Here is a 25,885-nt window from a genome sequence, read left to right as displayed (position 1 = left end):
CCGCCTTCAAACTCTAACCGGTGGGACGCCGGGGTTCGCTTAGGTGGCATCTGTTCGATAGAACGGAGGTTCTAAGAATCCCCCACCTCTTAGCGAATGCGTAGGTGGGGGTAGTTCAATATATCAATGTTCTGAGAGTATGGAGCATTTTTTCTTCTGGAAGACCAGAAACTGTAGGATAAGATTAGTTACGAGGCAATCCTTTAAGTTCGTCGGTTCAAGACTGTCGTAGAACATAAGAAATGCGACACTTTCCTGTGCCATTTCCAACAAAAGTATCCCATAAAATTCTTCCCGCTTGTCTCATTTCAAATACTTGAAACCACTCCACAAATATATTACGATGGAAATCCTACTGTTGCCTCCGTATCCTTAGAGAGGAGGCACAATCAATGCAATATGAAGTCGGTTCTATGATCAAGAATCACTGTATGAATTGTTACCATGATGAACAGAAAATCATCGAGATGGTACCCAATGAGTTTTCGGAAAAAGTTGTAAAAATGCTATGGATGCAATGTACGAAATGTGGAAATACACAGAGTCGTCTAGCACAGTTCGACGATTGATAACTTAGATTATGGTAGTGCCAGAGCTTATGCTTTGGCACTTTTTTGATGCAATGAATAGTTTCATAAAGACGTTGACAACTTCTCTGCAGCTAGGTAGAATAAAGAAAACGTTTACAAGTGTATATGGATTCTGGATTGTTACTGCATGGCAGGCAAAACCTGAATTTATAGGAGAATAACAGATGTTTCATTATGTTATTCTTATATAAATTCGGGTTTTTTCTTTTTTATCAATGATTCAAGGAGGGAGCGGAATTTGGAGATCAGCAAAATTCTGAACAACAATGTTGTTATCACCTATAATGATGAGGATCAGGAAATGGTCGTTATGGGCCGGGGGTTGGCGTTTCAAAAAGAAGTAGGTCAACATGTGGACACCTCGAAAATCGAAAAAACATTCATCTTGGAGAAACACGGCGTTTCGGATAAATTAGCTCAGCTATTAAGGGATATTCCCGAAAAGTTTCTCGACATCTCCTCGATGATAATCGACTATGCTCAGGCTCATCTTCCTTATAAATTGGATGAGCACCTCTATGTAGCCCTGACCGACCACCTGAGTTTCGCAATAAGCAGGCACAAACAGGGGATAGATTTAAAAAATCCCTTAGCGTGGGAGATTCGCAAGTACTACAAACAAGAGTTCCAGATTGCACTCAAAGCTTTGGACCTTATCGAGGATGAAACCGGTATGTGTCTCGGAGAAGAGGAAGCTGCCTCTATCGCTCTTCACTTCTTAAACAGTCAGCTTTCAAGTGAAAACATGGCAGATGCTGTCCAAGTGACAGAAATCGTGAATACGATACTTAATATAGTAAAATATCACTTTAGAATGGAACTTGATGAAGACTCCTTGAATTACGAGCGATTCCTCACTCATCTCCGTTTCTTTGTCATTCGCTTTATCCGTGGAGAGAAACTCGAAGATTCTACGGATCAGTTCTTTTTCGACCAGATTAAAGAAAAGTATGCAGAGGCTTTTCAAGCAAGTCAGAAAATCGCGACATACTTGGAACGAACTCACAATTGGAAGATTTCTTCAGATGAACAAGTATATATAACTGTCCATATCCACCGTGTCACAAGGCGTCATCAGCTTACTTAAAAACTTAGAAAATTCTGAATGTAACCGTTGACATCTATGAAAAGCCGTGATACTTTTAATATAACTTAATATCCTTCGAAGGAATGTTACCACAAGTGGGCATAACCTGAGCTGATGAGAGCGACGTACGCGTTCTCATCCAGTTCAGGTTTTTTATTTGCCGAAATCAAAAAGAAAGTAGGGGTTTTGATGAAATATGAACAGTTAGCCCGCGACATCATTGCCAATGTCGGTGGGAAAGAAAATGTCTATAGCGTCGTTCATTGTATTACCCGCTTACGCTTCAAGTTGAAAGATACGAAAAAAGCCAATACAGAAACGTTAAAAAATATGGAAGATGTCGTTACCGTCATGGAAAGCGGTGGACAGTATCAAGTAGTTATCGGCAATCATGTCCCTGACGTGTATCATGCTGTCGTAGAGGTCGGCGGCTTCCAAAATCATGACTCTGTCGAACAAGAAGAAGAAAAAGGTAGTATTTTAAACCGATTCATCGATGTCATTTCCAGCATTTTCACTCCGATTCTCGGCGTTCTTGCTGCTACAGGGATGATCAAGGGGTTCAACGCGCTATTCTTGTCCCTTGGTCTACTTGAAGAATCTTCAGGCACTTACCAGATTCTGAATGCCACAGGAGATTCCCTGTTCTACTTTTTCCCGATTTTCTTGGGGTATACCGCAAGTAAAAAGTTTAGGGGTACTCCGTTCATCGGTATGGCGATAGGTGCGGCACTCGTCTACCCGACACTTACTGATGTAACGGCAACCGACCCTCTCTACACGTTGTTCACCGGTACACTGTTTGAATCACCGGTACACATCACATTTCTTGGTATTCCTGTAATTCTAATGACGTATTCGACTTCCGTTATTCCCATCATTCTGGCCACTTATTTCAGTTCCAAAGTAGAAGCTTTCATGAAAAAAGTCATCCCGGATGTAGTCAAAATGTTTCTTGTACCATTTCTTACACTACTTGTCGTCGTACCGCTCACTTTCTTGCTTATCGGTCCGATTGCAACATGGGCCGGTCAACTAATTGGAGCAGCTTCCATCGCTGTCTTCGACCTGAGCCCGATTATCGCAGGGATTTTCCTTGGGTCTCTCTGGCAAGTCTTCGTCATCTTCGGCCTTCATTGGGGCCTTGTTCCTGTAGCCATCAATAACTTGACGGTAAACGGATCAGACCCGATTCTAGCCATGATGTTCGCCGCTTCCTTCGCTCAAATCGGTGCCGTTCTCGGGGTCTGGTTGAAAACCAAAAAGCAGAAATTGAAGACATTGAGTATTCCAGCTTTCCTCTCTGGAGTTTTCGGAGTAACGGAACCAGCCATTTACGGGATTACCCTTCCATTTAAACGACCGTTCGTCATCAGTTGTATCGCTGCCGGCGTCGGTGGAGCGATACTCGGGGCTTTCGGTACAAAAGGATATATCATAGGTGGACTGGGAATCTTCGGTATTCCTTCTTACATTAACCCCCAGGAAGGACTAAACCTGGCATTCTGGGGCATGATCGTTTCCATTGTGGTCGCTTTCATTCTAGGATTTGTCCTGACTTACCTGTTCGGAGGCGTCAATAAAGGAGAGCAAACGGAAGAAGATACATCCGTAGAACCTGGTAAAACGGACGTCAAAGTGGAAGAAAACCTTGTCATTGCAAGCCCGCTTAAAGGAGACGTCACTCCCCTTTCAGAAATCAGTGATGGTGCTTTCGCATCCGGAGCTCTCGGAAGTGGGGTAGCTATCGAACCGACAGAAGGAAAACTATATGCACCGGTATCCGGAAAAATTTCCGCCCTCTTCCCTACCAATCATGCCATCGGTCTTCTTACAGAGGATGGGGCAGAATTGTTGATCCATATCGGGATGGACACCGTGCAACTGAATGGAGAGCATTTCTCGAGCCATGTGAAACAGGGGGATGTAGTAGAAAAAGGACAACTGCTCATAGACTTCGACATCGAAGCGATCCAACGGGCCGGGTATGCGGTTACGACACCAGTAGTTGTCACCAATCAACTGCCATTTGAACTGACAGCAACCAAACAGACAAAGCTACAGGCAGGCGACACATTAATGCAAGCTTAATAGCGGGATGAGCTATTCCCGCTTTTCCATCAACTACACTTTTATTGGAGGACGAAATTATGACTACAAAAACAAAAACGAGATTTCCAGAAGACTTTCTATGGGGCGGTGCTACTGCTGCAAACCAAATCGAAGGTGGATTCAATGAAGGGAACAAAGGACTGAATATCGCTGACGTACTACCAGGTGGAAGAACAAGATTGAACGTTTTATCAGAGCCAGGTTTCAACTTTGAAATCGATAAAGACAAGTATACGTATCCGAACCATGAAGGAATAGACTTCTATCATCGTTACAAAGAAGATATCGCATTATTTGCTGAGCTCGGTTTCAAAGCATTCCGTCTTTCCATTGCCTGGACACGCATTTTCCCTAATGGAGATGAAGAAGAGCCTAATGAAGAAGGATTAGCTTTTTATGACAGGGTATTTGATGAACTGAACAAATACGGAATCGAACCAGTTGTGACCATTTCCCACTACGAGATGCCGATGAATCTTGTTGAAAATTACGGGGGCTGGAGAAGCCGCGAAGTCGTCACTTTCTTCGAACGATATACCCGCACCATTTTCAATCGCTACAAGGACAAAGTGAAATACTGGATGACCTTCAATGAAATCAATAGTGGTCTGATGATGCCTATTATGGGTCTCGGATTCTCCATTCAAAAAGAAGAGGATCGATTCAAACCGACGTTCCAGGCATTTCATCATCAGTTTGTTGCGAGCAGCCTCGCAGTCAAAGCCTGTCACGAAATCATACCGGAAGCGGAAATCGGTTGCATGATCATCTTCGCTCCTGTCTATGCTTATGACAGCAACCCTGAAAATCAACTTCACGCTATTCAGGAAGAACGTTTATTCAACTATTACTGTGCAGATGTCCAGGTGCGAGGAGAATATCCAGCATTCATGAACCGCTATTTCGAAAAGCATGGAATCGAGCTTGATATTGAAGAAGGAGACCTGGATCTTCTGAAAGAACATACAGTTGACTACATTGCCTTCAGTTACTACATGTCCAGGACGGAGAAAAAAGATAAAACCGCTGAGGACAATGTACAGGGGAATATTCTATCTGGCGTGAAGAACCCATTCCTCGAAGCGAGCGACTGGGGATGGGAAATTGACCCGACCGGACTGCGCATTTCTTTGAACAAGTTGTATGAGCGCTATGAAGTTCCTCTCTTCGTCGTCGAAAACGGACTCGGCGCCTACGATGAAGTAGAAGACGACGGCTCTATCAATGATGATTACCGAATCGATTACCTGCGTGAACATATCAAGGCGATGCGTAGTGCTGTCGATGAAGATGGTGTCGATATGATGGGGTACACGAGCTGGGGATGCATCGATTTGGTCAGTGCTTCCACCGGGGAGATGTCGAAGCGTTACGGTTATATTTACGTAGATCGTCAAGATGACGGAAGTGGCAGCTTAGAAAGAAGCCGGAAGAAGTCCTTCTATTGGTACAAAAATGTAATCGAATCAAATGGAGAAGAGTTGTAATAACCAAGTGATTAAGTGATTAAAGGAAGTGCGAGAACGTCTCGCACTTCCTTTTTTTAGCATGTATCTCATGTTACTATGAGAGAAACACGAATGGAAAGTTGGGTGCTTGATGGCAATCGTAATTATGACAGCAATGATTCTCCTCATTATTATTGTCGCGTTCAGATTCATAATGAAAGGAAAGACTTCCGCAGGGGAAGACTATACCCCTTCGAGTGATATGTACAGTGGAAAAAAGAGAGATTACAGCACATACGCTCCGAAAGAATCACACCGCCAAGCCCCTTATGAAGAAGTGAGCAACAACCACAATCAAAACTCATGAACAAAAACTGCTCCCCTTATAAAGGAAAGCAGTTTTTCATTGCTGCAGTGTAGTATAAACGACGAGACGTTCTTCATGCGTACCAGCAGAGGCATTGTAAAGACCGGTACACGTCAACAGGTTCATCTTTCTATCGTCTTCCGGACCGAAAACCTCTCTGAGTGGAGCTTCTCCCAAGGGATAAGCTTCGAGTTTATCGACGACGAATGTCATCGTTACATCGTTCTCATCGGTGATCTCGATTTCATCCCCTGGCTGCAGTTTCTCCAAATCGAAAAAGACGGCGGGACCGTTGTAATCATCGACGTGTCCGGCAAGAACCGCATTCCCCTGACTTCCCGGTTCTCTTCCGGGTTCGAACCAGGCGACTTCTTCCCCGTTATCCGGTACGATCATCTCATTATTTTCATCCAAGTCTGTTGCAATTACTGGTGCATTTACTTTAATAGCCGGAATTCGTATATGTTTCGGCGTTCCAGCCTCCGGGGAGAGAGATTCTTCTTCGGGTTCTTCGTCCTGAGAGGTCAAAGGCACCTTCTCTACCTGGATTCCTGAAGTACTCTCAGCTTCAGAACTCACTGATGACACCGTCTCCGCACTCTCATTATCCACAGAAGCGAGAATCAGCATCACCCCTCCAAGGATAAGGAGAAGTGATGCGATTCCCAACATATGCGTCTTCATCGTTTACGACTGGTGACTTCTGCGACGGTTGAAGGCGAATCCGGCAAGAAGTACTCCAGCAAGCATTGCTCCAAGACCGGTCATAAGCATCGTATTCATACCAGACTGCGCTCCGCCCATGCCTGTCTGAGGCATTTCACTAGGCATTGCTGTGTAATCTGTAAGCACCCAAGCTTCCAGATTGTCCGCTGTATTCACCGCGAATACACTGTATACAGTGTTCGCTTCCAGAGTGGTTCCTGATAAATCAAGTACTTGCGTTCCGTCTTCCGTGCGGATTTCGAGGTCATAGGTTCCTGCTTCTAATTCCTGATAATCGGTAATTGCCGGGAAGGAAGCTCCAGAGAACAACGCATCTCCACCAATCAGACCTACATCAACAGTCGGTGCATCCGGAGACAAGTGACCTACACGAACTTTCGTCATTCCATCTGAAACTTCCATCGAATCGGTCGCTACTTCGAGAGCAAGGTTCTCAAGCATTCCGACGGCTGCTACGGTATAGGCCATACCCGCTTCAATTGTCAGTGTCGTAGAGATGACAGGGTCTCCTTCACCATTAGCGTCTGCAGGATAGATGGCAACTTCATGATCTCCTGCAGGAAGATTCAAGTAATCTGTTGCATCCTTGAATGCGGCACCTTCCACGACTGCTTCTCCATTGACATACACATCAACCGCCGGTGCATCAGGTGACGCATGTGCGATACGGACCATCGCCTCATCAGAACCGTGATTATCAGCGAACGCCTCCAAAGCAAACACGGACGACAACAAGACTACTGTGACGAACAACGCAAACACTTTCTTCACATTTGTCCACTCCTTCTCAGGTGTAATATTTCGAATTCAAAGTTATAGTTCCCCGTTTTCAGAATGTTACTCCTGTTTTTTATTTTTTTTCGAAAAAAGTGTTCTTTAAATAGATCTATTACGTACCGCCTGGTGAGGCAGATACCTTTGCTGCACTCTTTGAACTGACCCTCTCCAGCATATATTCAAGCAGGAACAGATAGTCCTCCCGGTGTCCGGTCTGTTTGGAGAGATCAGCGAGCTGTTCAATGATATAGAGACAGTCGTTTTCATACAGACTGTAATTATCGAAGCCGAGAATCGTCTGACGGGCGAATTCCCACAAATCTTCATGTACACCCTTGTCCATCGTCTTACTTAGGAGTGCAACCATCGTGAGAAGCTCGGTCATGACATTCGAATTCTGATTCGCGTATTCCCGTATGGAAGCGAATCCTTTATGCAAATAATACCGGAAGTCTTTCTTATTCATGATCACCCGCAAGTTCTGATTTTTGTCGAAAAGGTACGGAGAAAAGCCCGCTGACTTCCCGATGCTTTTCAAAAGGTCGGTGATCTGGTGAATGGTATTTGTCACAGTAAGCGGGTCGTTGTTGCCGAGAGCTTTAATAGCTACTTCCGCAAGCTTATTCAATCCATACTCCAAGTCCTGGATTTCCGTTTGTTTCACTCCTGTTTCCAGTGCTTTCCGGTAAGGTTCGGGGTTCACCCTTCCTTCATATTCCCAATACGTAAGAAGAGGTGTCCCCTCTACGATGAACTGCCCGATTCTTACATCGAATCGTATAAGGGCGTCATCCCGCTGCGCGAGTTTTATCAGCTTCTGGAAATCAGCGACCTGCAAATATCCCGTTTCTTCAGCTGTCAAGTGCTTGCCTTCTTCCTCCGGAGGCAGAGAGTCCTGATCGACTTCTATGTCCAGGCGGTGATTCTTAAGTTCTCTTTCAAGTGAGTCCTGAACGGATTTCGACTTCGATTTCATATTGAAGCTGATATTGTGCACCTGCATCCATGTCGTCGTGTGATTGATGAAATAAATGAAGGTCACTGCAGCCGTAATCGCTGTCAGAATGGACAATACCGGTGTCGCGACGATGTATTCCTCTTCTTCGTGCGTCACGTAGAGGAAGTTCAGCAGCACGTAAATGAAGCTTCCGTTGAAAATTCCTAGCACGTGTTGGGTTGCCCGGTCGCTGACGAAGTTGACGAGCATCTTAGATGAAAATTGTCCGCTGAACGTGGTCAGCGCTACGAGCAGCGAGTTGATCGTAAAGGCGCTCAACGTAAGTACGCCTCCGACAAGGGCACTCAGAAGAACCTGTAGCGTCTGTCCGCTGAATCCGATTGCCGGCGGGAGATACATCCCGATATCTATACCATAATCAAGATAAAAGGTGAACGCAGATAAACCGACCGCCCCTATGATATACCAGAGCGGCATGAACCAGAGCGTCGCTTTCAACTCACTCTTTCGTTGCCGCCTCGACATTTTGAAATACTTATTTATATAATAGAAAAAATTCACATTCGTCACTTCTTTCATCGATGGAAATTCTCCTAGTTCCTTCCCTACGAAAGAAGTAACCTAACCCGGAATTGGGCGATTTCTGCAAAATAGGGAAAAGGACCGAATGTGTTACTTCATCAGGACTCTTTTTCTAGCATAGAAAAAGATAAGCACAGCTACAAACATCTCGGCAAGCGGAAGCGCGAGCCAGACACCGTATTCTCCGAGAAATTTCGGCAACATCCACAACAGAATCAGGATGAATACGAAACTTCGGAGAAGAATGATTGTCATCGCCTGACGGATATGCCCGATCGACTGGAAATACGTCATGTAGACGAAGTTGAAGCCGAGGAACAAATACGCGAAGAAGAACAGACGGATCCCCTCAATCGCAAGCGTGCGCACGTTGTCCGATTCAAGACCGAAAAGTGAGACGAGTGCCGGTGCTGCGATCAGTCCTACAGTAAGAAGCGTCGCTCCAAGAACGAGAGACGTCTTTTCTCCGATTTTCAGGCTGGCACGGATCCTCTCTTTCTCCCCTGCGCCGTGATAGAAACTGATCATCGGCTGCAATGCCGTTTCTATTCCGAAGAACGATAGGAACATGAACCCGTGCAGATAGTTGATTACGGAGAACGCCGCAACTCCGTCGGTTCCAAGAAGGTTCACGATGGCCAGATTGTAACCTGCGACAAAAACTAGCATCCCCGCTTCTGCAAGGAAACTCGGAAAGCCGATGGAGAATATTTTCCCGAGAGTTGAAAACGCCCATCCTGTCAAAACGAGACGAAGATTCGAATGTTTCTTAAAAAAATGAATGCTGAGAACTAAGAGACCGACGACACTGGCGAGCGTTGTTGCGAGGGCCGCACCGAAGACGCCGAGTCCGAGTATGAAAATCATGTAATAGTTCAGAGCGATGTTGACGACAGCCGTCACACCGAGTGACACCATAGATAACGTAGGACTTCCGTCATTGCGGATGAAAATGCTGAGAAGTTCGTGCACGGCAATCAGCCAGCCGAACCAGAACAGCACCTTCAAGTATTCCATTGTATGAAAAAGGGTGTCCTCGTTCGCACCTAATAACAGCGCCATTCTTTCGATATTGACGGAACCGATGAATCCTATGACAGCGAGTATCAGAGTGACAGTTGTAACCGACAGCGTGAACATACGCCTGGCGTGGTCTGGTTCCCCTTTTCCCATATGCATCGAGAAAAGCGTACCTCCCCCGATGCCGATCCAGAGCGCCATGGAGAAAATAAGGGAAAATACCGGCATTGCCAGATTTACACCGGCAAGCGCTTCTGCGCCGACTCCGTTTCCGACAAAGATGCCATCCGTCAGAATGTTGACCGACATGAGCATCATACCGGCGAGGGAGGGAAAGAAATATTGGAAAAACACGTTCCGGACAGGCCGGTTCATGAGTGTGTGGTGAGCGTCATTCATATGTAATACCTCCTGTCGTTCATTATACCTTTTTCCATAGGAGCCGGGTCAATTTTGGAGGTCTTTGCGCGCCGTTCTTGGGACATGAGGGTTGCTTGAGTGTCCCGCAAACACTCTTGCCTCCCACTCACACGTCGGGGCAGCTCTCGAACGGCGCGCTATCCAATTAGCTGGACACTTATGACAGAAAGTCTGATCCGAGTGGGGCGCAACTGCCCTAAAGATCTTTCAACATACCTTCCCCCGACTTCGGGGAAGGTACAGGGATTTGAGTGCCTTTGTGCGCCGTTCAAGGGACATGAGGGTTGCTTGAGTGTCCCGCAAGCACTCTTGCGACCCACTCATGTGTCGGGACGGCTCTCGAACGGTACGCTATCCAATTAGCTGGTCACTCATGACAGAAAGCCTGATCCAAATGGAGCGCAATGATCGAGTGTTTCGAGACTGATCAGACCATTCAAATAAAGAAAAAAGCTTCCGAGCGGTTCAATTCTACGAGAATGAACCGTTCGCAAGCTACTACTCACTCCTGAACGTACCACAAGACAAAAGAATGAAACACTCATCCCCTATTTTCATAAACTGAACGGTCCAAAAGCCGCCCCCACTCGCGCTCACATCGAAAAAAACCGCCCGAGCCAATGCCCGGACGGTTCCTAAAAACTATCATCTTTCAAATTCATGATTCTTAACAGTATCAGCATACCAGTAGTAGCTGTCTTTCGGTGTACGTTCAAATGTGTCGAAATCGATATGGACGACGCCGAAACGTTTCTCATATCCTTCCGCCCATTCGAAGTTATCCATCAGGGACCAGACAATGTACCCTTCGATCGGCACACCGGCTTTGATGGCGCGGTCGAGAGACGTAAGGTGCTGCTTCAGGTAATCGATACGTTCCTGGTCACGCACGCGGCCGTCTTCTTCTACTTCATGATTATAGCAGGCACCGTTCTCCGTAATGTAGATCGGCACATCCCCGTATGTATCACGAAGGTCGGTGAGCGCTTTATAGAATCCTTCGGCATAAATCGGCCAGCCGATATCCGTGCGGCGCTCATCCGGAGCTATCTCTTCGACGTCGAAGAGACCTTCTCCTTCTTTATAACGGCCAATCGCTCCCGTATAGAAGTTGATTCCCATGAAATCGATCGGCTGACTGATGAGATCCATGTCACCGTCTTCGATATGAAGGTAAGCATTCTCTTTTTCGAAAAGTTTCACTAGTGTATCCGGATAGGTACCCTTGAATACCGGATCCATGAACCATTCTTTCTGCCACATCATCGACCTGCGGCACGCGGCGCGATCTTCTTCTGAAGGGCTATATGGCTCGAGCCATCCGATATTCGGAGCATAGCCGATTTTCCCTTCAGGAATCATATCTCTGAATGATTTCACAGCCAATCCGTGAGCGACCATAAGGTTATGCGCCACGTCCACCCCTGCCTGCAAATCCTGCTTGCCGGGTGCGTGAACGCCCAGATAATTTGAAAGGAAAGACGCACACCATGGTTCATTCATGGTGATCCAGTTGTTGACTCTATCTCCGTACGCTTCGAACATTTTCTGCGCATAATGAAGGAAAGCGTGAGCTGTTTCTCTGCTCTCCCAGCCTCCTTTTTCCTGTAGAACCTGCGGCAGATCCCAGTGATACAGCGTAATCATCGGTTCGATATCATTGGCAATCAACTCATCGATCAGATTGCTGTAGTATTGAACGCCTTCTTCGTTGAGTTCCCCTGTTCCATCAGGCAATACCCGGGACCAGGAGATTGAGAAGCGGTAAAGATCCACTCCCAGGTTTTTCAACAATTGCACGTCTTCTTTATATAAATGATAGCTGTTGCAGGCATGATCACCGGTGTCCCCGTTCTTCACGTTGCCCGGGGTGCGGGAGAAGACGTCCCATATCGACAGGGATCGCCCACCTTCTTCCGCTCCACCTTCAATCTGATAGGATGCCGTTGCTGCTCCCCATTTCAAATTTTCAGGGAATGTTATCTTCGTCATACACGTTACCTCCGTCAAAGGAACATCAGCGCTCCATGGTTGACCCCCTCAGAATGAGTTCCGGGTCGATCTGGACCTCTTGACGGTCCCGTTCGCCCTGGATAAGGTCGTTCATCATGTAGGCAGCCAATTTTCCGAGTTTTTGCTTGTCCTGACGAACTGTCGTCAGCGGAGGTGAGCTGTAGCGGCAGGCTTCGATATCATCACAGCCGATCAGCTGAATATCCTCCGGGATGGACAGTCCGTGTTCTCTTATCGCTTTCATCGCACCTAAAGCCATCATATCCGACGCTGCGAATACGGCTTCCGGGTGTTTGCCTTGTTTCAATATATCTTTCATAGCTTCATATCCGCTCTCTTCAAAGAAGTCCCCGTAGTGGATCCACTCTTCACGCTTATGGATGCCGAATTGATCCATCGCATTCAGGACACCCTGGTTTCTGATATTAGCGAGGAAAGAATCCTGCTTCCCGCCGATGTAGGCGATGTCCCGGATTTGATTCAAATACAGGTACTCGACGACTTTATGGCCGATCTTTTCGTTGTCGGTCATCAGCGAGCTCGTAAAGGGACCATCGAGTTTCAAGTCGATGCCGATACACGGAATATTACTCTCTGCAATATTCTGGATGGCTTCTTCGATCTCATCCCCTGCGATGATCAGGCAACCGTCCACATGGAAGTGTTTGCACCTTTCGAGGTATTCGCTTTCTCCCTGGTAGAACTTTTCGTTCGAAAACAGGAGAAGGTCATACCCGAGCGCCCCTACCGTCTTTTTGAACGTGTTGATTACTTCATTGAAGAAAGGGTGTTTGAAGTCGACGTTGATTTTTCCTGCATAGATGATGCCTAGCAGATTCGACTTCTTCGTAGCCAGCGATTTTGCCGAAAAGGTCGGCTGGTACTTCGTATCATCGATCACTTTGTATACTTTCTCTCTCGTAGCTTCACTGATTCCTTCATAATTGTTGATAATTTTGGATACGGTGGCCGGAGACACTCCCGCCATCTTCGCGATATCCCGAATCGTCAAGTCCATGATTGTCTTCTCTCCTTATGTGCTAATCCGTTTGTTATCCCTTTCCATTGTATCAACAATTCCTTCAATCAGCATGAATTACTTCACGGCTCCGTCGGTGATACTGGAAATGAAGAGACGGTTGAACATAAGGAAAATGATGATGAGCGGAACCGTCGCCCAGAATACACCGGAGAGAAGCATACCGAAATCGACGCGGAATGCGGTATTCAGGGAAGCAAGTGCTACCTGAAGCGTATAGGAAGATGGATCTCTTAGCACGGTGAACTGCCACAGGAACTCGCCCCACACAAGAGTGAAAACGATGATACCAAGCGTCGCGAATGCCGGTTTGATGATCGGCAACACGATACTCCAGTAAATCCGGAAGTTCGTACATCCATCCAGCTTCGCCGCTTCCATCAGTTCATCCGGCACCGATTCGCTTATATACTGACGCATCAGGAAAATCCCGAGCGGGTTCAATAAGAACAGCACCCCTGCTCCCATCAGCGTGTCGAGCCAACCGAGCTGGGAAATCATATAATACTGTGGAATCAGACCCAGTTGAGGAGGAATGACCATCGTCAACAGAATTGCGATGAAGAAGAACGTCTTCCCTGGAAAGTCGAACTTCGCAAAAGCGAAACCGGCCAGTGAACTGATCAACAGCACCAATATCGTTACACCTGTACATAAGAGGATGGTATTCCACATCGCCTGAAAGAACGGAATCGTGTCGAGCACTTTCTGGAAGTTCTCCACCAATTTGGTTCCCGGCAGCATGGCCGGTGGAATCGAATTGTAGGCGGCACTCGGTCTCGTCGCCATGACGAACATCCAGTAGAATGGAAACAAAGAGGCGAGAGATGCGAAACCGAGCACAATATAAATCGGAATCGTACCTTTTTTCACGCTATTTTTCTTTTTCATCGGTTACACCCCTTTCTTCTTTTTGCGACCTGCACCTGACGTGAGCCATGTATTGATGGCTGCCGCTCCGACAATGATGATCAACAGTAGTACTGCTGTGGCAGACGCTGTTCCGAACGATCCCAAGTTGAAGGCATCCCGGTACAGATACATAACCACTGTCATCGCTTCGTCACGACTGAAGGCCGACGAACCGAGGAATACTGTCGGTTCCGCAAAGAGTTGAAGTGCTCCGACTGTCGACATGAACACCGTCAGAACGATGAACGGTTTCAACAGCGGGATCGTAATGAAGAAGAACTGTTGCACCTTGCTAGCTCCATCGATGGTCGCCGCTTCATACACATCTTTCGGTATACTTTGCAGTCCTGCCAGATAAATGATGGTATTGTATCCGACCCATCTCCAGAACACCATGAGGGAAATCGCGATCTTCGCACCCCACTCGGATGTTTTCCAGCTGATCGGATCGAATCCGAACAGACCGATGAAGTAGTTCGCAAGCGCACTTTCGTTACTGCTGAAAAATACTCCGAATACGAGAGCCACCGCAACCATCGATGTGATGTACGGCATGAAAATCGTTACTCGGAAAAAGTTCGTAAATCGGATGATTGCCATGTTCAGAAAGTACGCCAGGATGATTCCGACGATCAGCTGCGGGGCCGTTCCCATCAGTCCGATGATGACGGTGTTATACAGCGACTTCCAGAACAAAGGATCTTCGAGAACGATCGTGAAGTTCCGAAGTCCCACGTATTCCATAGGCCCAAGCCCGTTCCATTCCTGGAAAGCCAGGAAAATACTGAAGATGGCCGGATACAGACCTATGATGGCAAACACGATGAAAAATGGCGCTATGTACAAATAAGCAGACCTCATATCCTTTTTCTTTTCGGATACGTATTTCTTTTTCTTACTACCAGTCGTACCGCTATTGTTTTTCACTACTTGATCCTCCTTAAGAAGGAGGGCCGGATTGCACCGGCCCTGGTTCCATTATCGTTTGAGTATATCCTTGATGCGTGTCACCGCGGCATTCCATTCTTCTTCAGGATCTCCGCCTTCCTGCACGTTCGTAAGGGCAGTGAGGATTTCGTCGTTCACTGTTACATAGTTAGGGCCTTTGTAGACAGCAGGAATTTCTTGTGCTGCTTCTGCGAATACAGCCGCTGTATTCTGACCACCGAAGTATTCATCTTCGTTGTTCTTGAATTCTTCCATCTCATATGTTGCAGGAGTGGATGGGAACAATCCGCTTTCCGTGAATGATTTCAACTGATTCTCAGGAGATAGCATCCATTTCGCAAAATCATAAGCCGCTTCTTTGTTTTCCGTTTCGGCAGGGATCGTTACATAAGAACCGCCCCAGTTACCTGCGAAATCACTTGGAAGTTTCGTTACACGCCAGTCACCCGCACCATCAGGAGCGTTTTCTGTCATGTACCCTTTCAACCAGGCAGGTGCCATCTCAACAGCGAATCCACCTTCGTTCAGTGCGTTCGCCCATTCCGGCGTCCACATTTCGTACTCTCCTACAACTCCCTGTTGCTGAAGTTTCACAGCGTAGTCATACGCTTCTTTTACACCATTGTCTTCGTTTTCGATCAACAGTTCACCGTCACGATTGAAGTAGCTTACTTCAAGGGCATCCATGTGAGCACGGAACGCCATTTCCATACTGTCGACCATCGGCTTGCCTGTTTCTTCAAGCACGGTGTTCGCAGCATCAGCAAATTCGTCAGGTGTAGAAATCAAGCTGCTCACTTCCTCCGGGTCTGTAGGAAGACCTGCGTTAGACATCACTTCTGTATGATAGTACATCGCTTTCGGTCCGATATCTGTCGGCAGTCCGAAAAGGAAGTCGCCTTCACCGTTCTCAGCCATGTTCCATTTCCAGTCAAGGTACTGGTCCTGGATGTCTTCTGCACCCATGTCATATAGGTTTACGAAACGATCTTGAGCTTCACGGTATCTATCAAGCTGATCGACTTCGACCATCGCGAGATCCGGAGCCCCCGTTCCAGCAGAGATAGCCGTGAACAAGCTGTTGTGGTGATCTCCGAGTTCGGAGTTCTTGATGTTGATTTCGACGTCAGGGTTTTCTTCCATATAATCCTCAGCCAGTGATTCATAGTTGGTGGCACCGAACACCCAGAAGTCGAGCGTCACTTTTCCGTCAGAGGATGCGCCTCCTTCTTCGTTTCCGCCACAAGCGTAAAGAACAGTAGTAACAAGAAGTAATAATGCAGCAATCAGACCTTTTCTCATTCTTTCCTCTCCTTTTGTCCAAGTAGGATTTACATTTGAAATCATTTACGAAACCGGTTTCGTAAATATGTAAAAAAATAATGGCTGTTTCAAATGTTAGCTTGATTATATCGAGTATTGAATCCGTTTTCAAGGGGTAAATATAAATTTTCTGATATTTTCATCGAAAAATAACGAAACCGGTTTCTATATAGCGGGAAGTCCGCCCTATCCTTTCCTCTACCCCCATTAATTTCTTCTAATTTCTTTGAAACGCTCCAGAAAAAATGCGGAACCGGGATTATAGTCCCGAAACGATGAACCTTTATCCTCATTCTTCCATTTTTTTGAGTTTGAATGTTTGATGCCTGGATACACGAGGAAAACTGTAATTACGAAAGGGAGTCGTTCCGATCGGCTGAATGAGTCTTCCCCCTAGGATCGTCATATCGCCGACGTTCCCCTTTCGCCTGGAACTGAAATAAAGGAGGGACAATCGTGACACTGCTGTATATGAAAGCACGCGAAGGTTTTGACCAGGATCACAAAAAATCTCCTGCGAAAAACACTGCGCCGACAGCTAAAGACGTGAAGCAGAAGAAGAGCGGTAAGCTTTTCCGTAAAAACAATCAAAAAAAATAGAATACAGTAGTTGAAAAGGACAGGCTCTAAGGAAAGAGGGAACAAGTCAGCGTCATGACAAGATAGTCAGGTGCTGACTTTTCTTTATGTAAAAAACGGAACCTGTGAGATTCACAGATTCCGCCTTTCGGGTTCAGCCAAGAGCGACATCGAGCATCATCATGATGGCAAAACCGACCATGAGGCTCATCGAAGCTGTATTGACGTTTCCTTTTTCATGAGAACCGGGGATGATCTCTTTGGCGACAACGAAAATCATCGCCCCCGCTGCAAAACTGAGTGCATACGGCAGCAATGGTTCAATGATAATCACTGCAGATGCTCCGATGACTGCCGAAATAGGCTCGACCATTCCTGAGAATTGACCGAAGAGAAAACTTTTCTTCTTCCCCATCCCTTCCCGGTACAAAGGCATTGATACGGCCGCACCTTCCGGAAAGTTCTGGATACCTATCCCAAGCGCGAGCGCAATCGCACCTCCGAGGGCCGCTCCCGATCCATCGGCAGCGACTGCCCCAAAGGCGACCCCGACAGCGAGCCCTTCAGGGATATTATGGAGAGTCATAGAGAACATCAGAAGCGCCGTTCTGCTTTTCGCTTTTTCATCTTTGATGTCATTCATGTATCGATCGAGATCGACCATGGGCATCACCTTATCAATAAATAGAAGAAGGGTCCCCCCGAGCAGAAACCCGATGAAAGCCGGAAACCATGTTGGTACCGGACTATCGGCGGATTGCTCGATTGCAGGCGCCAATAACGACCAATAGCTCGCCGCAATCATGACGCCTCCGGCAAACGCCAGCATACTATCGAGAAACTTCTGATTCGCTCCTTTGATAAAGAATACGAGGGACGCTCCGAGCGCTGTCATTCCCCACGTAAATAAAGTTCCAAGGAAAGCTGCCATGACAGGACTCACGTCTGAAAATATATGAAGCATAGCTTACACCTCTACTGAAGCATTTCATTTTTTGCCCTTATACAAAAATGATTGATGCACCCATTTTATTCTCCGTTCTTTGAAACGTCAACTTTCCGGATTCTCCTATTCATTTCCACGAGTGATCACGGCATAGATTGCAGTACAAGTGTGTCACTTTCCTATCTTGAAAATGAGCAGCCGGGTACATCTTCTGACATTTCCTGCACTTTCTTTTCTTCACACGTTTTCCTATCATGGTCGTCCCTTCCTCTCCTGATGTTGTTACTGATAGATTCCCCTCCACCCAAAAAGAAAACAGAAAAAAAGCCGTAGAATTATCTTCTACGACTCACGCGCTATCCTTACCGGTAACGTATTCTTTCTCCTTTTCGGCTTCTTCCTGTTCCCGGACCGCTTTTTCTTTCTCTCGGGCTGCTTCCCTCTTCTCCTCGGCCGCTTCTTTCTTCTCTTTTTCTGCTTCTTTCATCAATTCATAGCGCTGACGCTGCCGATTCCCGTATGTTCCGGAAAGAACCACATTCTCATCTTCGATTGTAGAACCGAGAGCACTGATGATGGTTGAAATACTCGTGGCTGTCCATGCGATAAAGAAATAACTTTCTGTCTTCATCGTACCGTTCATTTCTCCGGCGACGAACTCTTTCGGCAATAAGACGAAGACAATGACCTGAAAACAGAGAAATAGAATCGTGTAATAAAAACTGACGGTCGTAAACAATGTGAGAAATGTAGTACTGTTATAAAGCTTACGCATATAGCTGTTGGAATGATCCGATTTCCTTTCCCACATCTTATGGGCAGCGATAATCCAAAATACGAGCAGCATGATTGCAATGCCATTGATCATGATAAGACGCCAAAGATTATAACTGTTCGTGAGTCGCCATAAGGTAGGGAAGATCAGTGCAAAGGTACCTGTCGTAAAAGCTAGGATAACCACCTTCATAAAAGCCGGAAATAGCATCCATGGACGGTTGGCGCGTACCATACCGGTAATGAGCCGGAGCGCTCCGCGAATCCGGGATTGGACCGTAAAACGCACCTCTGAGTTTTCCCCTTCTTCCGGCGCTTCCCTCTCGATAGGAGAAAGACGGTCGAATCCTCGCTTCCGAATCAATTCGAAAGCGTTTCTCTTCTCACTTTTGCGTCCATCCATTTCACCGACTTTTTTCTGCACACGATTACGCTCCTCTTGACCTGAGCCTTCGTAAATCTCACTGATCAGCTGCAGAACCGACTCGCGTATCCTTTTGATAAGCGGGGATGCCCCCAATCCGGGAATGCTGATCATCCCGACATCTTCCGTTCCATTCGCTTCTGCGACAACCAGTTTCCTCCCGTTGAACAGAGGAAGATCGGTAAGAGTCAGGGCCATATCCCACCCATTCTCTTCTTTCATATCCATAAGCGCTTCAAGTACTTCGTCTTTCTCTTCCGTATATCCCGTCAGTGGACTGTAAATATAGTCGACATCCCACTCAACATCGGAAGAAATATATTCCTGAAGAAGACTCGGGAGTGCATAATGCAACCCTTCACCGATTTTATTCGCATAGCCTGGAGCTGTAACAATTCCTACTGTGATTCTATTTTCCATGGGGCAACCCCTTTTCTTCCTATAATTCTCATAGCTCCGTTCAATTACATGAATTTCCATAAAAAGATTTACACTCTAGTGTTTCAAGCCTTTAGGTAGTTATACAAAATTTTTCCCTTTCCCCTATCATTCAAACTGAGGAATTGTCCTCACGATGCTTCTCAAAGCACATGAAAACACCCGTTCCCTTTAAGTGTTCCATGAGAAAACAGGTGTCCTTCTTCACTTCTTCATCCATTTGTAACCGACGCCCCACACCGTTTTAAGGTGCTCATCCACAGGAAATCCGGAACGTCTGATTTTTTCACGCACGTTCCTGACGTGAGAATCAATAGTCCGACCTTCTGTATTCGATTCGAATCCCCAGACCAAATCGAGCAGGTCGTTACGTTCATATACATGATTCGGCCGCTTTAATAAAAGGCCGATCAACTGGAATTCTTTCGGAGTAAGTGGTATGGAATAATTTCCGTATGACAATTCATACCTCTCTTCATTCCAATGTAATCCGTCAACTTTAATCGAAGAAGGGGCGTTTCGACGCAAAAGGGCTTCAATTCTGGCAACAAGAATCTCTTCATCAAACGGCTTCGTGACGTAATCATCCGCTCCTATGTTCAGCCCTTTAATCACATCCTCTTTTTGGTCCTTAGCTGTCAGCATAAGTACAGGAATATCACTGAACGCTCTCAGACGCCGACACGTTTCAAATCCGTCCATGTCTTTCATCATAATATCCAGAACCACCAGATCGAAGGGCTCCTTTTTCAATTTTTCGAGTGCTTCAGCTCCATGTAACACCTTCGTCACTTTGTATCCGTGCGGGTTGAGGTAAAGTTCAAGCAAATCAAGCATCCGTTGTTCATCATCCACTATAAGAATTTGTGTCATGATCATTTTCCTCCGGCAGGGTTATAAGTATCGTCAGTCCATTTTCGTTGAAGGCTTTCACAGTACCGCCGTGCATCTCTACTATTTCTTTCACAATGGCCAGACCCAGTCCTGACCCTCCCTGTTCGCGGGACCTCGCTTTATCTACCCGGTACAAACGATCGAATAGACGGGGAAGTGCTTCTTCCGGTACTCCGGGCCCCTTATCAGAAATCCGCAAAATCATCTCCCGCTGTTGCTGCTTCGCTTCTATCTGGATGGACGGGCGCTCCCCTCCATATTGAAGAGCATTCTGCAAAACGTTGAAAATCACCTGCTTCATCCGAGTCCGATCCGCGTTCACGTATAAATCTTCCGGCACGTGGATAGAAAGCTCCGCCTGTTTTTCCTGGACGAAAGGGGCGATCTGTGTTTCCACTTCATCGAATAAAGAAGAGAGCCGAATCATGGAAGGTTCGATTACGAAGGCATTCTCCTCCATTTTCGCCAGCTGGAATAGTTGCCTCACCATCGACGTAAGGTGGTCCGCTTCCTCACGGATGATTGCGAGATATTTATCCCGTTCCGCTTCCGATGTCTCTTTTCTGGAGGCTACATCCGCATATCCTTTTACATAAGTAAGCGGGGTTCTCAGTTCGTGAGCGACGGATGACAGGAAGTTGTTGCGATCTTTTTTGAGCCGTTCCAAGTCTTCCGACAGCCTGTTGATGGACACAGCAAGCGTCCCTAATTCATCATTATGGCGTTCGTCCAGTTCGAGATCCGCTTTCCCTTCACTCAGCTTTTCTGTGACCCGTTGCATTCGTACAAGCGGTCTGGTAATAACCTGAGAGAGTGCAAATACGAGAATGAGGGTGATGAATACGATCATTCCCATCACGAACAGGAACTGCTCGGAAAGATGAGAGAGAATTTCCCGGATCGTTTGAGAAGGCGAAAACATGAATACATCCCCGCGGTGCTCTCCATCCACTACAATCGGTGAGACTGTCGCTACATAAGGATTGTCTCTCCATTCCTCTTCAACGATTCTGTCTTCTGTCCCATCCGTTGGAGAGATGTTTTGCACCATGCCGGTCCGGAATGGATCCTCTTTCTTCGACGAACGGTCGACGATCTCTCCTTCCGCATTCGTAATGATGACATCCGTGGATGCTTCTTCTTCCATCAAGATGACGTGATGCAAAGTGGACTCATCGTAGTTGTTCTCGAGCACGTCCCTGTGTCCCGCCCCTTTTGCCAGCAGCCCGTCCATCACTTCGGTCACCCGATGAGAAGCAATGGTCGAATAAAGGATAAAAAACAGGGACAATTCGATGAGAAGCATCAATACAAAAAATAAAAGCCCTAATTTAACAGATAGTTTCCGTCTCATACCATTCCCTCCACGATCATTCCCGTGCTGCTGAAGCTTATCGATATTCATTCTTCTATGATCATCATACACGTTCAAAGGAGAGATAATCTACGACAATACTGAATGTCTTTAAGATTCGTAAGGAAGTTACTTCACGGTTCCACTATTAAGTATTCTCTCCCAGGACTCCCCTTCTTTTTCCGTTATATAACTGCTACCATTCATTGTAAAAATCGTGATTTCTTCCTTATCAGGGTGTACAGCTGAGTAGAGAACCGCATCCTGCCCAAAATCAGGAAGGGGTATGTCGCTCGTCGTCTCCGACTCGAGGTCATAGCTCCGGAATGAGGCTTCGTTCTGAAGCAGTCCGAAATATAATCGATTTTCTGTGAAAGTTAACCCGGACGCCTGTCCTTCTTCAGAAATCCGTTCGAAAGTTTCTCCGGCATCTGCACTTAAAAAAACGCCGGACTCGGCAGCAGCGGCTACCGTTTGTTCATCTGTCGGATGTACAGCCAACTGGAATAATTTTTCCGGAAGACCTTCAGCTGCCATCACTTCGAAGGTTTCTCCTCCATCAAAACTCCGATGGAAGCCGGTTTCGAGATTATCATCCGGACGGCTGTTCAGAAGATAAATAGCTTCGTTTTCATATCCTACACCAAGCAGATGGAAATCACTCTCCCCGACAAATCCGAGAGGGTTCAGGTCACTTTCGCCTACTTTCCCTTTTTGGAGACCGATAGGGTTCGGTAAATCAGAAGACTCCCCCGGATGCCCGGATACATACATCCCCTCTTCTGTAGCATTGAATCCCATATAGTCATTTTTGTGATGAGGGCTCTCCATCCATTTATCTTCCGTGTACACTTTCAGACCGCTGTGGGAAGCGAATGTAACTCCTCCAGCATCCGTATAACCGATCCCATGCACGTGCTCGATCGTGCCGGTGAACTCTTCAAGCTCGACTTCTTCTGTCCCGGTACTTTTTTGAGTCCCTTCTGTACTTTCTGAACCGTTTTCCACCGTCGTTTCTCCGCTGCAAGCCGCCAGAAATAAGGCCAGGCCACTGATTGCAAGCGTCGTTTTTATATGTTTCATTCCGAATTCCTCCTCTATTGGACTTCTTCCACTTTGCCAGATAAATGTCGAGATTTTCTGCAGATTCCCTGACTGATTCTTGAACAGCTTACAACCAGTACGTCATGGTATCAAGAATTCCGATCAGCAGAAGAAGAGCACCTGCAACTTTCTGGATACGTCCTCCGATCTTCCTCCCTTTCTTCATCAACACTTTCTTATCAATACCGAACCAGGTGAAGAGAAACAGAAAGAATAATAGTGGTACGGACGTACCGATGGCGAATACCGTCGGTAAAGCGGCACCGTAAGAAGTCGTCAGCACCATAGGCATCAACGTCATGAAGAACAAAACGAACATCGTCGGGCAAAAAGCGAGAGTTACGCTGACTCCGAGCAGGAAGCTGCCTAATTTGCTGTTCCTGATAGTAGGAATGAATCTGTTTCCAAGAGAAAACGTCCATTTCATGGAAAAGAAACCGGTCATGAACAGACCTATCCCTATGAGCATCGGCCCAATCGCTTTGCGGAGATAGGGAAACCAGGATGAGAGCATCCCCTGTATTTCCTTTCCGAAGATCCACACAGCGAGACCGAGAAGCGAAAAGACCAGCACTTTCCCAAGCATGAAATACGTGACGTGGCCCCACGGAACTTTGTCCTTGAATGTCTGATTTCCATAAATCGTCATTGCTCCGATATTCCCCGTCATCTGACAGGGGGCCACCGCTCCGACAAGCCCCAGGAAAAATGCTCCTGCAAGCGGCATCCCTTCATTTTGTGCGGCCAGCTCCATGAAAGGCTCGATGAAGAATCGACTTACTTCATTGAATAATTGATACATACCCTTCCCCCCAGACTTTACTTGCAAGGGTACAGAAAAATTATGCAGAATTTAATGAGAAAGGAGGAATCCTTCCACTATCCTCTCCTGACCTTTGAACACAAAAAAAGAGAGGGGGGTAGCGACCCCTAAAAGTCAGAGTGAAAAATCTAACTTCCGGGGCGCACTACCAATGATCCCTCTCTTCTTAAGCAGCTTTCAATAGTTTGGCGTTTACAGCTACGACCACGGTACTCAAACTCATCAGCACCGCTCCGACAGCCGGGCTCAGTAGAATACCGATAGGTGCGAGAACACCGGCCGCGAGCGGAATGGCAAAAATGTTATAGCCTGCCGCCCACCAAAGGTTCTGTACCATTTTCTTATACGTGTTATCGGATAGAGACACGACGGATACGATATCTTTCGGATCACTTTTCACGAGAACGATGTCAGCCGTCTCGACCGCAACATCCGTTCCGCTCCCGATAGCGATTCCGACATCCGCAGTAGCTAGAGCAGGCGCATCATTGATTCCATCACCGGTCATCGCTACCTTCAGGCCTTCTTCCTGCACTTTCTTCACCTGATCCGCTTTGTGATCAGGCATTACTTCCGCATATACTTCATCGATGCCGATCTGTTCAGCTACCCAGTGGGCCACCTTTTTATTATCCCCTGTCAGCATTACAGAGCGGATGCCCTGTTCCTTCAGGTCTGCCACAGCTTCTTTCGCCGACTCACGAATCATATCCGCGAGAGCGATCATTCCTATATACTCCTCATCCACAAGGACGAATACCACGGTTTTCCCTTCCTCCGACATACGGCCGAAAGCTTCGGTATCATAAGAGATGTCGTTCTCCTGCATATACCCGGGACTCATGACCTGTACATGTTTCCCATCGACCTTACCTCGAAGGCCACGTCCTGTAACTGATTCGAAATCCTCCGCGTTTCCAAGCGTAATATCATGCTCCTCCGCTTGATCAAGGATACCTCGCGCGAGAGGATGTTCCGACTTCTGCTCTAAACTAGCTGCCCAATAAAGTACATCCGTTTCTTCCCGGTCATTCGCCACGATGTCCGTAACTCCGAATTCACCTTTCGTGAGCGTCCCTGTTTTATCGAAAATGACGGCATCTACATTACGTGCATTCTCGAACTGGGTGCGGTTACGGATCAGAAGCCCCTGCTTCGCAGATAAAGAAGTGGATACAGCTACGACCAGTGGCGCAGCAAGTCCGAGTGCGTGAGGGCACGTGATAACCATAACGGTAACCATACGCTCTACCGCCATATCTACCGGATACCCTAGTGATAGCCAGACGATGAATGTGATGATACCTGCACTAAGAGCAAGATAGAACAACCACTTCGCAGCACGGTTCGCGAAATCCTGCGCCCGTGATTTGGAATTCTGCGCTTCCTCGACGAGCGTGATCACTTGAGATAAGTAGGAATCCTCCCCGAGTTTCTTAACCTCTATAGTCAAGCTTCCTTCTTTGTTGATGGAACCTCCGATCACTTCTTCTTCGGTTCCTTTTTCGACAGGTACGGACTCGCCGGTCAGCATCGATTCGTCTATGGCAGATTTCCCTTCTGTGATTGTTCCATCCACCGGAATCTTTTCCCCGGGCTTCACAAGTACTTTATCCCCAGTTTGTAGATCCCCCACTTTCACTTCTTCCGTCGACCCGTCCTCTTTCACTTTATGAGCCTTATCCGGCATGAGCTTGACGAGTTCTTCCAAAGCATTCGATGCTCCCATCACTGATCTCATCTCAATCCAGTGACCAAGCAACATAATGTCAATCAAAGTCGCTAATTCCCAGAAGAAATTACGTCCTTCCCAGCCGAATACGACAAGGGAACTGTATACATAAGCGACTACAATAGCGAGACCGATCAACATCATCATTCCGGGATTTTTGTTCTTCCCTTCATCTATAGCGCCTGTGAGGAACGGCCAACCGCCGTAGAAGAATACAAAAGTTGCAAGTCCGAAAAGAACGTACTGATCAAAAGGAAAGGTGATGCTGAATCCAAGAAGATCCTGAATCATAGGTGACAATAACAGAATCGGAAGCGTTATAATCAGCGAGATGTAGAACCGCTTCTTGAAATCATCTACCATCGCTCCATGGTCGTGCCCTTCGTGATCATGATCTCCATGATCGTGGTGATTGTGTTCTTCGTGGTCATGATTATTTTCGTCATGTTTCTGCTCGTTATGATTATGATGTTCTTGTGCCATTCATAATCCTCC

The 25,885-nt window shown here is 46.8% G+C and carries 22 protein-coding genes; 6 read left to right on the top strand and 16 right to left on the bottom strand.

Features of this window, described 5'->3' with window-relative positions:
- The first annotated feature begins 392 nt into the window (after positions 1 to 392).
- The 5 genes from BLQ44_RS16565 to BLQ44_RS10100 all read left to right on the top strand — a co-directional run bounded on the left by BLQ44_RS16565 (position 393) and on the right by BLQ44_RS10100 (position 5,604).
- On the top strand, positions 393 to 569 hold the full coding sequence (locus tag BLQ44_RS16565; RefSeq protein ID WP_176757496.1) for a hypothetical protein: 177 nt from the start codon (positions 393 to 395) through the stop codon (positions 567 to 569).
- A 259-nt stretch (positions 570 to 828) separates the two neighbouring features.
- On the top strand, positions 829 to 1,677 hold the full coding sequence (licT, locus tag BLQ44_RS10115; RefSeq protein WP_093193771.1) for a BglG family transcription antiterminator LicT: 849 nt from the start codon (positions 829 to 831) through the stop codon (positions 1,675 to 1,677).
- Between the two features lie 189 nt (positions 1,678 to 1,866).
- A complete protein-coding gene (locus BLQ44_RS10110) occupies positions 1,867 to 3,768 on the top strand; it encodes a beta-glucoside-specific PTS transporter subunit IIABC (protein ID WP_093193781.1) in 1,902 nt (633 codons plus the stop codon).
- A gap of 59 nt (positions 3,769 to 3,827) precedes the next feature.
- A complete protein-coding gene (locus BLQ44_RS10105) occupies positions 3,828 to 5,276 on the top strand; it encodes a glycoside hydrolase family 1 protein (RefSeq protein WP_093193770.1) in 1,449 nt (482 codons plus the stop codon).
- Positions 5,277 to 5,388: 112 nt separating this feature from the next.
- Complete coding sequence (locus BLQ44_RS10100; protein WP_093193769.1) at positions 5,389 to 5,604, top strand: hypothetical protein; 216 nt, start codon at positions 5,389 to 5,391, stop codon at positions 5,602 to 5,604.
- A 36-nt stretch (positions 5,605 to 5,640) separates the two neighbouring features.
- Here BLQ44_RS10100 and BLQ44_RS10095 read toward each other — a convergent pair whose 3' ends face one another.
- The 9 genes from BLQ44_RS10095 to BLQ44_RS10055 form a co-directional block, all read right to left on the bottom strand.
- Positions 5,641 to 6,276 carry a class F sortase gene (locus BLQ44_RS10095; RefSeq protein WP_176757495.1) on the bottom strand — a complete coding sequence of 212 codons (636 nt, stop codon included), beginning with the start codon at positions 6,274 to 6,276 and terminating at the stop codon, positions 5,641 to 5,643.
- A gap of 15 nt (positions 6,277 to 6,291) precedes the next feature.
- Positions 6,292 to 7,101, bottom strand: a complete 810-nt coding sequence (locus tag BLQ44_RS10090; RefSeq protein WP_093193767.1) for a DUF4397 domain-containing protein — start codon at positions 7,099 to 7,101, stop codon at positions 6,292 to 6,294.
- Between the two features lie 118 nt (positions 7,102 to 7,219).
- On the bottom strand, positions 7,220 to 8,644 hold the full coding sequence (locus tag BLQ44_RS10085; RefSeq protein ID WP_093193766.1) for a DUF2254 domain-containing protein: 1,425 nt from the start codon (positions 8,642 to 8,644) through the stop codon (positions 7,220 to 7,222).
- 93 nt (positions 8,645 to 8,737) lie between these two features.
- On the bottom strand, positions 8,738 to 10,066 hold the full coding sequence (locus BLQ44_RS10080) for an MATE family efflux transporter (RefSeq protein ID WP_093193765.1): 1,329 nt from the start codon (positions 10,064 to 10,066) through the stop codon (positions 8,738 to 8,740).
- 666 nt (positions 10,067 to 10,732) lie between these two features.
- Entirely contained in the window at positions 10,733 to 12,079 is a 1,347-nt protein-coding gene (locus BLQ44_RS10075; protein ID WP_093193764.1) for a GH1 family beta-glucosidase, read from the bottom strand.
- 25 nt (positions 12,080 to 12,104) lie between these two features.
- Positions 12,105 to 13,118 carry a LacI family DNA-binding transcriptional regulator gene (locus BLQ44_RS10070; protein WP_093193763.1) on the bottom strand — a complete coding sequence of 338 codons (1,014 nt, stop codon included), beginning with the start codon at positions 13,116 to 13,118 and terminating at the stop codon, positions 12,105 to 12,107.
- A 78-nt stretch (positions 13,119 to 13,196) separates the two neighbouring features.
- Positions 13,197 to 14,030 (bottom strand): carbohydrate ABC transporter permease, encoded by an 834-nt coding sequence (locus tag BLQ44_RS10065; protein WP_093193762.1) that lies wholly within the window; start codon positions 14,028 to 14,030, stop codon positions 13,197 to 13,199.
- 3 nt (positions 14,031 to 14,033) lie between these two features.
- Entirely contained in the window at positions 14,034 to 14,912 is an 879-nt protein-coding gene (locus BLQ44_RS10060; RefSeq protein ID WP_176757499.1) for a carbohydrate ABC transporter permease, read from the bottom strand.
- A 117-nt stretch (positions 14,913 to 15,029) separates the two neighbouring features.
- Positions 15,030 to 16,301 (bottom strand): ABC transporter substrate-binding protein, encoded by a 1,272-nt coding sequence (locus BLQ44_RS10055; RefSeq protein ID WP_093193760.1) that lies wholly within the window; start codon positions 16,299 to 16,301, stop codon positions 15,030 to 15,032.
- A gap of 477 nt (positions 16,302 to 16,778) precedes the next feature.
- Here BLQ44_RS10055 and BLQ44_RS16560 point away from each other — a divergent pair, with 477 nt between their 5' ends.
- Positions 16,779 to 16,922 (top strand): hypothetical protein, encoded by a 144-nt coding sequence (locus tag BLQ44_RS16560; protein WP_176757494.1) that lies wholly within the window; start codon positions 16,779 to 16,781, stop codon positions 16,920 to 16,922.
- 133 nt (positions 16,923 to 17,055) lie between these two features.
- Here the strand turns inward: BLQ44_RS16560 and BLQ44_RS10050 are convergent, their stop codons facing one another.
- The 7 genes from BLQ44_RS10050 to BLQ44_RS10020 all read right to left on the bottom strand — a co-directional run bounded on the left by BLQ44_RS10050 (position 17,056) and on the right by BLQ44_RS10020 (position 25,873).
- Positions 17,056 to 17,865, bottom strand: coding sequence for a ZIP family metal transporter (locus BLQ44_RS10050; protein WP_093193759.1), 810 nt, complete (start codon positions 17,863 to 17,865; stop codon positions 17,056 to 17,058).
- Positions 17,866 to 18,196: 331 nt separating this feature from the next.
- Positions 18,197 to 19,465: a hypothetical protein gene (locus tag BLQ44_RS10045; RefSeq protein ID WP_093193758.1), complete on the bottom strand. Its 1,269-nt coding sequence runs from the start codon at positions 19,463 to 19,465 to the stop codon at positions 18,197 to 18,199.
- 222 nt (positions 19,466 to 19,687) lie between these two features.
- On the bottom strand, positions 19,688 to 20,356 hold the full coding sequence (locus tag BLQ44_RS10040; RefSeq protein ID WP_093193757.1) for a response regulator transcription factor: 669 nt from the start codon (positions 20,354 to 20,356) through the stop codon (positions 19,688 to 19,690).
- On the bottom strand, positions 20,331 to 21,731 hold the full coding sequence (locus tag BLQ44_RS10035; protein ID WP_176757493.1) for a sensor histidine kinase: 1,401 nt from the start codon (positions 21,729 to 21,731) through the stop codon (positions 20,331 to 20,333). The genes BLQ44_RS10040 and BLQ44_RS10035 overlap by 26 nt, the downstream gene beginning before the upstream one ends.
- Before the next feature lie 129 nt (positions 21,732 to 21,860).
- A complete protein-coding gene (locus BLQ44_RS10030; protein WP_093193755.1) occupies positions 21,861 to 22,814 on the bottom strand; it encodes a F510_1955 family glycosylhydrolase in 954 nt (317 codons plus the stop codon).
- A gap of 88 nt (positions 22,815 to 22,902) precedes the next feature.
- On the bottom strand, positions 22,903 to 23,637 hold the full coding sequence (locus BLQ44_RS10025; RefSeq protein WP_093193754.1) for an urease accessory protein UreH domain-containing protein: 735 nt from the start codon (positions 23,635 to 23,637) through the stop codon (positions 22,903 to 22,905).
- A gap of 187 nt (positions 23,638 to 23,824) precedes the next feature.
- Positions 23,825 to 25,873, bottom strand: a complete 2,049-nt coding sequence (locus BLQ44_RS10020; protein WP_093193753.1) for a heavy metal translocating P-type ATPase — start codon at positions 25,871 to 25,873, stop codon at positions 23,825 to 23,827.
- Between the last annotated feature and the right edge of the window lie 12 nt (positions 25,874 to 25,885).

It is taken from the genome of Salimicrobium halophilum (genome assembly GCF_900100295.1).
Taxonomy (GTDB): Bacteria; Bacillota; Bacilli; order Bacillales; family Halobacillaceae; genus Salimicrobium; species Salimicrobium halophilum.
Note: the sequence above shows the minus strand (reverse complement) of the source record. Positions and strands in the feature narration are given on the sequence as shown.